We start from the raw sequence: 12,666 nt of genomic DNA, 5'->3' as shown, positions 1-12,666 counted from the left end.
CCTTACTTCAGGTTCTTGCTGACGATGGAGGCCATTTCATCAGCGGTGGTGATCACCTTGGAATTCATTTCGTAAGCGCGCTGGGCCGAAATCAGCTCGGTGATTTCCTTCACCGGGTCGACGTTCGAGGATTCCAGATAGCCCTGTTTCATGTAGGCGAAACCTTCCTCATCGGGATTGCCGATGACGGCTTCGCCGGAGGCCGCCGTCTCCTGGAAGAGATTGTCGCCGAGCGGCTGGAGACCCGCCTCGTTGACGAAGTCGGCAAGCGTCAGCTGCCCGAGTACGGTCGCGTCCGCCGCACCCGGCAGCTTGGCCGAAACCTGGCCGGAGCGGCTGATCGTCAGCTCGGTCGAGCCCGTCGGAATAGTGATGCCGGGAAGGACCTCGTAGCCATCGATGGTGACGAGCTGGCCCTGGTCATTCTTGTTGAAGGCGCCGGCGCGGCTGTAAAGCGTCGTACCGTCGGTCGACTGGATCTGGAAGAAGCCCTTGCCGATCAGCGCCACGTCGAGATCGTTGCCGGTCTGGGTCAGTTCGCCCTGGAGATGCAGGTTGCGGACCGCCGAGGTCTGGACGCCGAGGCCGATATTGGCACCTTCCGGAACGACGGCCTGGTTGGCACGGTTGGCGACACCCTTGGCACGTTCGGTCTGGTAGAGAAGATCGGAGAATTCGGCGCGGGCGCGCTTGAAGCCCGTCGTATTGATGTTCGCGATATTGTTCGCGATGACTTCCAGGTTGGTCTGCTGGGCATCCATGCCCGTTGCTGCAATGGCGAGCGCTCTCATGTGTTCGTCCTCAAATCAGTTACATCTGCATCTTGGTGACTTCGAGAAAGGCCGAGACGACCTTGTCGCGGATGGAAATCGCGGTCTGCAGCGTCTGCTCGGCCTGGAGCATGGAATCGACGACTTCACGCGTCGTCGCCGTTCCCTTGATACCGGCAAAGGACATGCTTTCCGCACCCTTCAGGCTGCTGACCGCATCGCTCGCCATGTTGCCCATGACGGAGGCGAAGCTCATGCCGTTGGCGGCACCCGCGGTGCCCGGCATGGCGGCGGCAGACGAGGAGGCGGAATTTTCGGTGTCGACGGCGCCAAGCGCACGGGTCATCGACAGGTTGCTGACATTCTGGACGCTGCTGATCATTGATTATTGGCTCTTCAGGAGGTCGATCGTGGAGGAGATGAGATCGCGGGTCTGTTTGATGGTCTGCAGATTGGCGTCATACGAGCGATTGGCTTCGCGCATGTCGGCCATCTCGACCAGGATGTTGACGTTCGGCAACTTGACGACGCCCTTCTTGTCCGCAGCCGGATTGCTGGGATCGAATTCGGTGCTGAAGTCGCCTTCGTCGACGCCGACCTTCTTGACGCCGACCGTCTCGACGCCGCTGGTGCGATCCATCTGCTGGCCGAAGGTGATCGTCTTGCGCCGATAGGGCTCGGCGCCGGGTGTGTCGCCGGTCGAGCGGGCGTTGGCGATGTTTTCCGAGACGATGCGTAACCGCGTCGACTGGGCCTCGAGCCCGGAACCGGCGATTTTCATTGCTGCTGAAAGCGGATCCATGACTTTTACTTCCTGACGGTCATCAACATCATGCGATTGAAGGAACTAACCAGCGAGGTGTTCAAATCGTACTGGCGCTTGATATCGCCCGACTTGGAAAGCTCCTCGGCCAAACCGACTGTATTGCCGGATTCCTGGACCCCGATTTCCTGGTCGAGTGCGGCCTCCTTGACGTCGATATCGCCGCTGTTGCTGAAATCGTTACCGCTGAAATGCGCCGGATTGGTGCGCGCCATGGCGATGTCGGACTTGTCGAGCACCGCGTCAAAGGGCGTGACGTCCTTCGCGTGGAACTTCGGGGTATTGGCATTCGCGATGTTGCCGGCAACAACCTGCTGACGGATCGTCAGCCATTCCGCCTGTCGCGAAGCCAAGTCGAAAAGTTGGATTGGTTGCATGAAACTCTCCGTTTTTACTGTCCCGAACCTAGTGCGGTAATCTTGCGTGGGACTTACGGGAATTCAGGCTTCGAGAGGCTTTTCTGCGAACGCCGCCGCTATCGAAAGAACAGGGGCAAAAGAACAGGGGCTCCGGCCGGTTCGCGGCGGAGCCCCTGTTGCCAGGATTTGCGGTCAGGCTCAGTTGTTCTGGTAGGTCTCACCCTTTGAGGTGACGATCACCCATTTGCCATCGCGCTGCTCAAGTGTCGCAAGGCGGCTTTCATCGGGCAGGATCGAGCCGATGCGCACCACATACATGCCGGAGGGATCCTCGATCAGCGCCCGGCCGTTGGAGACATGCAGCAGGCGAAAAGAAGACTTCCCGGGGAAGGGCTGATCCTCCAATATGGGGCCGCCATCGCGCTCCTTGCCGAGATCGGACACCGTTGCGGTCGTCAGCGGATCGATCGGCGGGGCCTTCTTGTCCCCCTCGTTCTTGTTGACCATGGCAAGCGGCGAGACGCTGAAGACATTGCGGGCCGGCCAATCCGGCAGTTCGCGCGAATTGCTGCTGGTGGCAACATTGATGCCGAACTTGTCCGCGTTGAAGAACACGTACCAGGGGAAAAAAGCGGAGGCGCCGGCAAGCGCCAGGCCGCTGAAGGTCAGCACACGATCCAGGATGACGGTTTTCCTGCGCTGGTTCAGGGAAGCGATGCGTTCGTCGTCGAATTCAGCCACGTCTAGCCTCTCCTCTGAATGGGTGCGCCCTGATTGCCCATGCCGGCCGCAGCCTTGAGTGCGCCGGCGAGATCGGCGAAGGCATCAAGCGAGTCGCGATCGCCCGGAGACTGTTTCAGAACGTCGTAAATGATCGGCACCTGCTTGATCGCCATGTCGAGATCGGGGTCGGCCCCCTGGCGGTAACCGCCGATCATGCGCAGGTCGCGCGTCTCTTCGAAACGATGGATCAGTACCTTCAGCCGCGACACCAGCTTTTCCTGATCCGGCGTCCAGGCCTTGCGGGCAAGACGCGAGATCGAGGCGAGCGGATCGATCGGAGGATAACGCCCTTCTTCGGCGAGACTGCGCTGCAGGACGATATGACCATCGAGGATGCCGCGCGTCGAATCGGCAATCGGGTCGTTGTGATTGTCGCCGTCGACAAGGATCGAGATGATCGCAGTGATGGTGCCGGCGCCCTCGGGGCCGGGGCCGGCGCGTTCCAACAGGCGCGGCAGCTCGGTGAAGACGGAAGCGGGATAGCCGCGCGCGATCGGCGGTTCGCCGGAGGCGGTCGCCACCTCGCGGATCGCATGGGCGAAACGCGTGACACTGTCGATGATGAAGAGAACGTTCTCGCCCTTGTCGCGGAAATGTTCGGCGATGGTGACGGCCGTCAGCGGCGCCATCTTGCGCAGCATCGGGCTCTCATCGCTGGTTGCGACGACGGCGATCGCCTTCCTCATATTGCTGCCGAGCGTATCCTCGATGAATTCCCGCACCTCGCGGCCGCGCTCGCCGACGAGCGCAATGACAACCTTGTCGAATGCATCGGCGCGGGCGAGCATGGACAGGAGCGTCGACTTGCCAACACCGGAGCCGGCGAAGATGCCGAGGCGCTGCCCGAGGCAGAGCGGCGAGAAGATGTCGATGGCGCGAACGCCAGTCTTGAAGCCGGTCTCGACACGTTTGCGGGTCATCGAGGGCGGCGCGGTATTGGAGATCGAGCGGCGATCGAGCCCCTCAGTGATCGGACCCAGCCCGTCGATCGGCTCGCCGAGCGAGTTGACGGTGCGCCCACACCAGCTGTCCGACGGCGAAATGCGGAAGGCGCCCTTGCGGATCACGGTATCGTGTATGCCGATCGGCTCGCCGGGTTCGATCGGGCAGACATAGATCAGCTCCGGTTCGACGCGCACGACTTCGCCGAGATGGATGCCGGTCGCGGATTTATGGGCCACGAACTCGCCGAGACGAACATGGCGGGAGAGACCGTGAACCGTGTAGTGGCCGGCGGCGATGGTCTGCACGCGACCGCCATGGGCAACCGCAAATTCCGGCGATGCGTATCGGTCGACGAGGTGCGCCAGGTGCGCCAGCTTCGGGGAAAGGCCGTCCTCAGACAGTAGCGTGGTTCTCATGCTTTAACTCTCGCCCTAAAATACGCCGCGTGCAGCTTGCTGCATGCGACGTATTTTTGGTCTTTGTTCTTGTGCATGTCGTCCTTCCAAAACCGCCGGACACTTTTGGGCGACATGCATTAGCGGCTGCCCCCAAGTGTCTGGACGGCTTCCTTGAAGGAGTCTTCGCTGTCGCGCATCAGCGACGAGACGCTTTCGAAGGCGCGGTTGACTTCGATCAGCTGGGTGATCTCACGCATGGCGTTGACGTTGGAATTTTCGAGATAGCCCTGCTCGACACCGACATTGAAGCGGTCGACGACGGCGCGCGGCTGGTCGGTGGTCATGATGCCGCTGTTTTCGTAGCGCAGGTAACCCTTGCTGATATCGGCCTCGAACAGGCCGAGGGAGCCGACCTGGCGGCCGCCCTGATAGATGATGCCGTCGGTGCCGACGGCGGGCTCGCCCCCTTTGGTGTTGAGCTGGATCGGGGCACCGCCGGCATCGAGAACCGAGTATCCCCGGATCGAAACAAGTTCGCCGGTTTCCTTGATGGTGAAGCGGCCATCCCTCGTCAGCACGCGGCCGGCCGGCGTATCGAGCGAAAACCAGGCATCACCCTTGATGGCGAAATCGAGCATGTTGCCGGTGTGCTGCAGTTCGCCGTTTCCCTCGTTCAGGTAGTCGTTGCCTTGGGAAACGAAGGCGACCTTGGTGTTCAGCTTGTTCTTGGTATTCGCCACCATTTCGTCAAACTTCACCTCAGTGGCGCGAAAACCGGTCGTATTCACGTTCGCCATGTTGTCTGCGATGGTGTTTAGACGCTTTTCGAGGGCCATCTGCGACGACAGAGAAACATAAAGACCGGATTGCATGTCGGTAAGCTCCAAGCATTGGCGATGAACGGGACGAAAAGCCGGGCGTCGTCACATCTGGTTCGGCCGGGATTTCGCTGAGGCAGCATCTCAGAAACGGGTGCGGGCACCCATTCGTCTCCTTTAGACTGACGGCAGATGCTTGCGCGAAGCTGGCACGCGGAAATGCTTGGCGACCGGGCCTTTCATCAGCCTCACGCAAGGCAGAAACCCTATCCGTCTCAAAGAAAAGCAACGTTCAGATTGGGCTGACGATGAATATCATTATCGGATTTATAGTGACTTGCGGCTGTATCGTCGGCAGCTTCATGGCGATGGGCGGCGAAGTGGATGCGCTGCTCCAGCCCTTCGAATTCCTCATCATCGGTGGCGCCGGCCTCGGCAGCTTCATCATGGCGAACCCGATGAAGGTGGTGAAGGATTCCGGCAAGGCGCTCAGCGAAGCCTTCAGGCACGCCGTGCCGAAGGAACGCAACTATCTCGATACGCTCGGCGTGCTCTATTCGCTGATGCGCGACCTGCGCACCAAGTCGCGAAACGAGATCGAAGCCCACATCGACAATCCGGCCGAATCGACGATTTTTCAGTCGGCTCCGACGGTTCTGAAGAACAAGGAGCTGACGGCGTTCATCTGCGACTACGTCCGCCTGATCATCATCGGCAACGCCCGCAGCCACGAGATCGAGGCGCTGATGGACGAAGAGCTCAACACCATCATGCACGACAAGATGAAGCCCTACCACTCGATCCAGATCATGAGCGATTCCTTCCCGGCGATCGGCATCGTTGCGGCCGTTCTCGGCGTCATCAAGGCGATGGCGCACATCAACGATTCGCCTGAGGTGCTCGGCCACCTGATCGGCTCGGCGCTCGTCGGCACCTTCCTCGGCATTCTCTTGTCCTACTGCGTCTGCTCGCCGCTGGTCTCCCAGATCAAGGTCGTGCGCAACAAGCAGCACCGTCTCTACGTCATCGTCAAGCAGACGCTGCTTGCCTATATGAACGGCTCGGTGCCGCAGGTCGCGCTCGAATACGGCCGCAAGACGATCTCGGCTTACGAGCGTCCGTCCATCGATGCGGTCGAGCAGGAAATGATGAACCCAGGTGGCGAAAACAAGGCGGCTTAAATGACTATGAGCAATGCTTCGCACGACAAACCGGCAATGGATCCTGCCCTCCTTGCCAAGCTGACAGGCGGGCTTGGCGACAGAGGCAGGGTCGCCAAGATCTGCAGTTCCTTCGGGGAAATCTACAGCGAATTCTTTCCCGACGTCATCAAAAGCGAGACCGGCCTCGACGTGACGGTCAACTATCTCGGCTGCGAGATCGGCTACAAGAACCACCTCATCGAAGACCTGAGCGCGAACGTCACACTCGTCGACGCGACGCTGCGCAACTGGTCGCAGAACATTACGCTTGCCTGCGGAAACGGCTTCGTCATCACGCTGATGGAGCATCTGCTCGGGGCCACAGCCGATACGATCGAGGAACCGGCCGAACGGCTGCTTTCGATCATCGAGCTCGATCTGGCGGTCATGGTCTTCGACAAGATTGCCAAGGTGCTGCGCTCGGCCGTCAACGCGCCGGGCGGTTTCGAACCGAGCCTTTCGGCCCCGCACGCCCATGACATGCGCGCCCGGCCGCCGGAGGATCGTCCGGACGAATTCGCGGCTGCCATCAACATGTCGATCACGCTTGCCGGCATCGTTTCGGAATTTTCGTTGATCGTTCCGCAGACGGCACTGCTCAAGACCAAGGTGACACCGCCGAAGCCGAAACGCCAGGCCAGCAGCAACTCAGCGGAATGGACCGAACAGCTCGGCGATCAGGTCCGCCGCTCGCATGTCACGCTCGAGGCCAAGATCAGGCTGCAGGACTTGACGCTGCGGACAATATCGAAGCTGATGGTCGGCGACGTCATTCCGTTCCGCGATCACGGCGATGTGCGCGTCGACGTCAGCGCCAACACCAAGGAATTGTATGTGTGCGAGTTCGGGCGTTCAGGCGAAAATTACATGGTCCGCGTCAAGGATACGATGAACTCGGATGATGAACTCATCCGTCATTTAATGAATTAATCGGTTCTCTGGCTTTTGGGCTGCAAAGGCAGTTTGAGGCAAGTTTCAACTGGAATAGTGATTTCATGGCGACGAAGAAAACACAGCAGAACAGCGACCTCTCCCTGGATCTTCCGGGCAGCGAAGCAGATCTCGACCAGGCGATCGACGATCTGCGCGGCGTGCTGAAGCAGGATGCCGATGGCGACCTGTCGCAGTTTGGCGACGACCTTCAGAGCGACCCCTTTGCAGCAGGAACGGACCTGGCTGCCTTTGGCGGCGAGACTTCGGAAACCCCCTTTGGCAGCGACGATTTCGGCGGCGACTTCGGCGGCGATGCCAGCCCGGCTGCCGGCATGGATTTCGGCAGCAGCTCCTCCTTCGAGGCGTCGCCGGCCCCACTCGGCAGCGCTTTGAACTCCAACTTCGACCTGATCATGGACATCCCGATCGACGTCCAGATCATGCTCGGCACCAGCCGGATGCAGGTCTCCGGCCTAATGAACCTCAATGAAGGGGCGACGATCGCCCTCGACAAGAAGATCGGCGAACCGGTCGAGATCATGGTGAATGGCCGCAGGATTGCCCGCGGCGAGATTACGGTGCTTGATAACGACGACACACGATTCGGTGTGAAACTGATAGAAGTTTTGAGTACGAAAAAAGCCTGATCCCTGTGTGGGACGGAGAGGTTAGACCATGATGGACTTTGACGATTTCGGCGGCGCGCTAGCCGGGAAACCGTTGACCCAGGCTGAAAAGGCAGCGGCTGTTCTTCTCGCTATGGGAAAGGGAGTCGCCGGCCGGCTGTTGAAATATTTCACCCAGGCTGAACTGCAGACCATTATCTCTTCCGCCCAGTCGCTGCGCGCCATTCCGCCGGACGAACTGCTGCTGCTCGTCTCCGAGTTCGAAGACCTCTTCACCGAAGGCGCCGGACTGATGGACAACGCCAAGGCGATCGAGGCCATTCTGGAAGAAGGCCTGACGCCCGACGAGGTCGACAGCCTGCTCGGCCGCCGCACCGCATTCCAGGCCTACGAAACCTCGATCTGGGATCGCCTCAGCGAGGCGGAGCCGACATTCGTCGCGCAGTTCCTGCTCCGCGAACATCCGCAGACCGTTGCCTATATTCTTTCGATGATGCCCTCCTCCTTCGGCGCCAAGGTGCTGCTGCAGCTTCCCGACAATCGCCGCGCCGACATCATGAACAGAACGGTCAACATGAAGGCGGTCAGCCCGAAGGCTGCGCAGATCATCGAAAACCAGGTCATGACGCTGCTTGCCGAGGTCGAGGCAGAGCGCAATGCAGCCGGCTCGACGAAGGTCGCCGATCTGATGAACGAACTCGACAAGCCGCAGGTCGACACGCTGCTCACCTCGCTCGAATCGATCAGCCGCGAGTCGGTCAACAAGGTTCGCCCGAAGATTTTCCTGTTCGAGGATCTCATGTACATGCCGCAGCGCAGCCGCGTCATGCTGCTCAACGACATCTCGACGGATGTGCTCACCGTCGCGCTGCGCGGGTCGCCGCCCGAGATCCGCGAGTCGGTCCTCTCCGCCATCAGCCCACGCCAGCGCCGCATGATCGAATCGGATCTGCAGAGCGGCATGGGCGGCGTCAATCCGCGCGAGATCGCGATTGCCCGCCGCGCCGTGGCACAGGAAGCGATTCGCCTGGCCAATTCCGGCCAGATCGAGCTCAAGGAAAAGGAAGGCGACGCTTCGGCAGCCGCCTAAAGCGCGTGCGATCTTTCGGATTCGCTCCTCGCGCCTTAGGTCTCTAGTTTACGCATGTCGTTGTCGCATCGCTGCACACTTATGCGCGACATGCTTTGGCTCTTCGAGACTGTTGACAAATCCGGCATGCCGAAAGGCCGCTGTTGATCGCCGTGCCACAGGCGACTACCCTTCCCGCAACAGGCTCCGCTCTAAAGCGCGTCGCATAGAACTCGGTTCGTGCGACGCGCTTTAGATCTTTGTTTTGATGCATGTCGTCATCCCAAACCGCTGCACGTTTTTGGGCGACATGCATTAGCTGCGGCCTATTTCTTTGACGGAGAGCCGCGACTTGGCAGACGATGACAAGGACAGCAAAACAGAAGCCCCAACCGCGAAAAAGCAAAGCGATGCCGCGGAAAAGGGCAACGTGCCGTCTTCGCGCGAACTTTCGATTTTTGCGACGATCCTCGCTACCTTTATTTATCTCGTATTCTTCCTTCCCGACAGCGTCGGGCGCATGAGTGAAACGCTACGCGACATCTTCGAACAGCCCGACCAATGGAAGATCGAGACGGGACCGGATGTGCTGGCGCTGTTCGGGCGGCTCGGCTGGGCAAGTGCGGCGCTGGTGGCGCCCGCCTTCATCCTGTTTATGGTGTTCGGCATCGCCTCCTCGGTCTTCCAGAATCTGCCGACACTGGTGCTTGAACGCATCCGCCCGCAGGCCTCGCGTATCTCGCCGATCAAAGGCTGGTCACGGCTGTTCAGCGTGCCCGGCCTGGTCGAATTCGGAAAATCGCTGTTCAAGGTCGTCGTCGTCGGGGTGATCCTGTTCTTCGTGCTCAGGAGCGAATATTTCGGCTCGATCGACGCGATGTTCTCCGATCCGCAGACGATTCTCGTGCGAATAATGGCAGCGATGCGCAAGATCATCATCGTCATGCTGATCGCCACCGCGATCGTGGCCATCGCCGATCTTTTCTGGACGCGCCATCACTGGTTCACCGAGTTGAAGATGACGCGGCACGAAATAAAGGAAGAAAACAAGCAGGCGCAGGGCGACCCCTTCGTCAAGAGCCGGCAGCGCTCGCTGATGCGCGACCGCGCGCGCCGGCGCATGATCGCCAACGTGCACAGGGCGACGCTAGTGATTGCAAACCCGACGCACTTTGCGGTGGCGCTGCGTTACGCGCGTGAAGAGAACGATGCGCCAGTGGTGCTGGCCAAGGGTCAGGACCTGATCGCGCTCAAAATCAGGGAGATTGCCGAGCAGAACGGCATACCGGTGTTCGAGGATCCGCCGCTTGCGCGCTCCATGTTTGCGCAAGTCTCGATCGATAGTGTCATCCCGTCAGTCTTCTATAAGGCGGTTGCGGAGCTGATCCACCGGGTCTATGCCGCGGACGCCAAGAACAAACGGGTCAGATAAGCCGAATGAAAAAATGTCCCCACTCTACCCAGCGTGAAAAGATCCTCGCAGACGCCATCAGCCCGGTCGCCACTGAACTGCGCCTTCTGGATGCTTCTGACCTTATTTCACTGCTGCGCTTCGAGTATTACGGCAATCTTTCCGATCTCGTCGCTTCGGCGGCGGAGCTTTTCTTTCATCCGGGCACCGTGAATTTCGGCCTGGGCGGCAATTATACGCTGGAGTGGGGCGGCAAGCCCGAAGTCGTTCTCGACCTGGAAATCAAGCCGCGCGGCGTCACCGTCTACGCCCAGCTCACCCTTGCCGAAGATCACGCCGGCATCGAGATCAATCATATCGCTTTCCAGGATCCCTCGGTCGATCCCGACGAGAACACCATCTTCCTCAAAAAGAGCCTTCGGGAAGCGCGTTACAGCGTCAACCAGCCGCCTCAGGCGCTGGCCGGCTAACCTCTTTCATGACAACCAAGCTTTCATTCGCCTTGCAATTCGAAGCGTTAAAGCGTCCTAAAGCACATCGCGATTTTTCAGATTCGCTTGTCGCGCTTTAGAGCATTTCCGTTTTTCTCCGAATCCCGGAAATGCTCTACCTCTTTGTTTTCACGCAATTCCGACGCAAAACCACTACGCACTTTTGCTGGAATTGCTCTAGGTCTTTGTTTTACGCCTGTCGTTATCGCAAAGCCGCTGCACACTTTTGCGCGATATGCTCTCGCGGGTCCGAAGGACGCGCGACGCTGTAAGCGATGGCACGCGTTCAGCTGATATAGCCGAGCCGGATCGCCTTGGCGATCGCCTGGATGCGATTGACGGAATCGAGCTTGATGGTCGCCGAGCCGAGATAGGCGTTCACGGTGTGCACGGACAGGCCAAGCTTGTCGGCAATCTCTTCGCTGATGCGGCCGTCGCCGGCAAGCTGCAGACAGGCGATCTCGCGTTCGCTGAGCGCCTCGGCGGCAGCCGTGCGGCGTTCGTCGAGCGAGAGAAGATCCATCATGATGTGGCAGCAGCGACCGTGCAGCTCGACGATGGTATCGCTCGAGGGATCGAGTTCATCACCGGTGAAAAGGATGAAGCCATTGCCGACGGCGCCGAGCCGCACTGGAAAGGCAAGGCCGGAGAATGGCAGAATACCGTCCTGCAGCCGCGTCATGAACGGCGAGAAGTCCGCCGGTCCGGGTGCCGTGCGGTCGTAACCGCCGGCCCATGAGAGCGGCAGCAGCGACTTGTCGATATGGTCGAGAAGAATATCGCCGTAAGCATCCGTGAAGGCCTTGTTGAAACCGGCGTTGGAAGGCCCCCAGTTCTCGAGCTCGCAGATAAGGCGCTGCTTTGCCGGAAGACCCGAGCCGCTGACGCGGAAGATTGCGAACCCTTGCGCATCGGTGAGCTTCTGCATCGCAATCAGCCGCGGAAAAAGATCGGACCGACTGGAAATCCTGTTCACACGCACCATGCGCAGCTGCTCAGCACTGCTCATGGTCCTGCCTGCTGGATACGCCATAGATCCCCCTATACGAGATTATTGCGGACGGCGAAGGCAATGGCCTCGGACCGGGTCTTGGTCGCCGTCTTGCGCATCACGCTGGTGATGTAGTTGTTGATGGTATTGCGAGAGATTCCGAGGATCATCGCGATCTCGTCGCTGGTCTTGCCCTCGGCGATCCAGAACAGGCATTCCAGCTCGCGGTCGGTCAATTCGAAATCGCGATCGACCTTCGTACCACCGCAGCGCAGGAAGCTCGCGACATAACCTGCAAGCAGGCCTACATCCCGCAGGCGCTCCGGCGAAAGGATGAACCCCTCGCCGAACAGGAACATCAGAGCCAGCCGCGACCGGCCGACATTGAAGGTCACCGAACAATATTGGCGGCTAGCGCCGTCCGGAATCTCGGCACTGTCAGGCAGGAGGGCAAAATTCGGCTGGAAAACCTGCATGCATTTTTCCAACTCGGTCGAGCGGGCATAACCGCGGACCAGATCATTGGCGATGTCCCTGACCAGGTCGAAGGGCCAGTCCGACGAGACGATGAAATCGAGGCCACTTTCCTGGAGGAGATCGCAGCGCGCCAGAAGGTAGTGCGAAGCACCCACGTAATCCGTCAGTGCGCGCAAACCAGACTGCAACCTACCGGTGCTAGCGACACCGTGAAGGCGCTGGAGTAGCTCATCACGCGGCAGCAGATCCGGCACCACTGCACTCGCGAAATTCGCCATATGCCTCTCGCCTTTGCTCGCCTGAATTACATTCATATCCATTGGCAATGTCCTGCGGCTGAGAAACGATCGAACTCGGTGCAACAGCAATTTTTCTGTAGGGGATTCAACTCAAGTCCCACTCGAATCCCATTTCGAATCACCCAAGGGTAAGCCAGTCGATGCAAATCACCATCTCCGACTTCTAGGGATTTACTTTCGCCGTCGCCAATGCACTGATTCGACCATTCATTCCAGCCTTCAAGATAGAGGGAGGCTAAGGTGATTCTGGCGGAACCGCAACTTGCTTCGC

At 59.6% G+C, this 12,666-nt stretch carries 15 protein-coding genes; 6 read left to right on the top strand and 9 right to left on the bottom strand.

The window, feature by feature from the left end; genetic code table 11:
• Positions 1 to 2 precede the first annotated feature (2 nt).
• From flgG to flgF, 7 genes are all read right to left on the bottom strand, one after another.
• Positions 3 to 791 (bottom strand): flagellar basal-body rod protein FlgG, encoded by a 789-nt coding sequence (flgG, locus tag N2A41_RS01670; protein ID WP_222294976.1) that lies wholly within the window; start codon positions 789 to 791, stop codon positions 3 to 5.
• Positions 792 to 810: 19 nt separating this feature from the next.
• The gene (locus tag N2A41_RS01665) at positions 811 to 1,152 is read right to left on the bottom strand and encodes a flagellar hook-basal body complex protein FliE (protein WP_162117825.1); all 342 of its coding nucleotides are present in this window, start codon (positions 1,150 to 1,152) and stop codon (positions 811 to 813) included.
• A 3-nt stretch (positions 1,153 to 1,155) separates the two neighbouring features.
• On the bottom strand, positions 1,156 to 1,572 hold the full coding sequence (flgC, locus tag N2A41_RS01660; protein WP_017967028.1) for a flagellar basal body rod protein FlgC: 417 nt from the start codon (positions 1,570 to 1,572) through the stop codon (positions 1,156 to 1,158).
• Between the two features lie 5 nt (positions 1,573 to 1,577).
• Positions 1,578 to 1,970, bottom strand: coding sequence for a flagellar basal body rod protein FlgB (flgB, locus tag N2A41_RS01655; protein ID WP_260110080.1), 393 nt, complete (start codon positions 1,968 to 1,970; stop codon positions 1,578 to 1,580).
• A gap of 180 nt (positions 1,971 to 2,150) precedes the next feature.
• The gene (locus N2A41_RS01650) at positions 2,151 to 2,693 is read right to left on the bottom strand and encodes a flagellar protein (protein WP_222386383.1); all 543 of its coding nucleotides are present in this window, start codon (positions 2,691 to 2,693) and stop codon (positions 2,151 to 2,153) included.
• A 2-nt stretch (positions 2,694 to 2,695) separates the two neighbouring features.
• Complete coding sequence (gene fliI / locus N2A41_RS01645; protein ID WP_260110079.1) at positions 2,696 to 4,096, bottom strand: flagellar protein export ATPase FliI; 1,401 nt, start codon at positions 4,094 to 4,096, stop codon at positions 2,696 to 2,698.
• 119 nt (positions 4,097 to 4,215) lie between these two features.
• Positions 4,216 to 4,950, bottom strand: coding sequence for a flagellar basal-body rod protein FlgF (gene flgF / locus N2A41_RS01640; RefSeq protein WP_260110078.1), 735 nt, complete (start codon positions 4,948 to 4,950; stop codon positions 4,216 to 4,218).
• Between the two features lie 254 nt (positions 4,951 to 5,204).
• Between flgF and motA the strand changes: the two genes are divergently transcribed.
• The 6 genes from motA (at position 5,205) to N2A41_RS01610 (ending at position 10,607) form a co-directional block, all read left to right on the top strand.
• On the top strand, positions 5,205 to 6,077 hold the full coding sequence (gene motA, locus N2A41_RS01635) for a flagellar motor stator protein MotA (RefSeq protein ID WP_017967022.1): 873 nt from the start codon (positions 5,205 to 5,207) through the stop codon (positions 6,075 to 6,077).
• The gene (locus N2A41_RS01630; RefSeq protein WP_260110077.1) at positions 6,078 to 7,028 is read left to right on the top strand and encodes a FliM/FliN family flagellar motor switch protein; all 951 of its coding nucleotides are present in this window, start codon (positions 6,078 to 6,080) and stop codon (positions 7,026 to 7,028) included. It abuts the gene before it with no gap.
• A 65-nt stretch (positions 7,029 to 7,093) separates the two neighbouring features.
• On the top strand, positions 7,094 to 7,678 hold the full coding sequence (gene fliN / locus N2A41_RS01625; RefSeq protein WP_017967020.1) for a flagellar motor switch protein FliN: 585 nt from the start codon (positions 7,094 to 7,096) through the stop codon (positions 7,676 to 7,678).
• Positions 7,679 to 7,706: 28 nt separating this feature from the next.
• Positions 7,707 to 8,747: a flagellar motor switch protein FliG gene (gene fliG / locus N2A41_RS01620; protein ID WP_003556501.1), complete on the top strand. Its 1,041-nt coding sequence runs from the start codon at positions 7,707 to 7,709 to the stop codon at positions 8,745 to 8,747.
• Positions 8,748 to 9,078: 331 nt separating this feature from the next.
• Positions 9,079 to 10,158 carry a flagellar biosynthesis protein FlhB gene (flhB, locus tag N2A41_RS01615; protein WP_026154437.1) on the top strand — a complete coding sequence of 360 codons (1,080 nt, stop codon included), beginning with the start codon at positions 9,079 to 9,081 and terminating at the stop codon, positions 10,156 to 10,158.
• A gap of 5 nt (positions 10,159 to 10,163) precedes the next feature.
• Positions 10,164 to 10,607 carry a hypothetical protein gene (locus N2A41_RS01610; RefSeq protein ID WP_017967018.1) on the top strand — a complete coding sequence of 148 codons (444 nt, stop codon included), beginning with the start codon at positions 10,164 to 10,166 and terminating at the stop codon, positions 10,605 to 10,607.
• Between the two features lie 307 nt (positions 10,608 to 10,914).
• On the opposite strand, the gene visR is transcribed toward N2A41_RS01610, so the two are convergent.
• Together visR and visN are read right to left on the bottom strand one after the other, a co-directional pair.
• Positions 10,915 to 11,661, bottom strand: a complete 747-nt coding sequence (visR, locus tag N2A41_RS01605) for a transcriptional regulator VisR (RefSeq protein ID WP_222294979.1) — start codon at positions 11,659 to 11,661, stop codon at positions 10,915 to 10,917.
• A gap of 8 nt (positions 11,662 to 11,669) precedes the next feature.
• Positions 11,670 to 12,416: a transcriptional regulator VisN gene (gene visN, locus N2A41_RS01600; RefSeq protein WP_026154436.1), complete on the bottom strand. Its 747-nt coding sequence runs from the start codon at positions 12,414 to 12,416 to the stop codon at positions 11,670 to 11,672.
• Between the last annotated feature and the right edge of the window lie 250 nt (positions 12,417 to 12,666).

Source organism: Rhizobium sp. SRDI969 (assembly GCF_025152725.1).
In the GTDB taxonomy this organism is placed as follows: Bacteria; Pseudomonadota; Alphaproteobacteria; order Rhizobiales; family Rhizobiaceae; genus Rhizobium; species Rhizobium leguminosarum_I.
The sequence above is the reverse complement of the archived record's forward strand: the minus strand, read 5'-3'. Positions and strand labels throughout refer to the sequence as shown.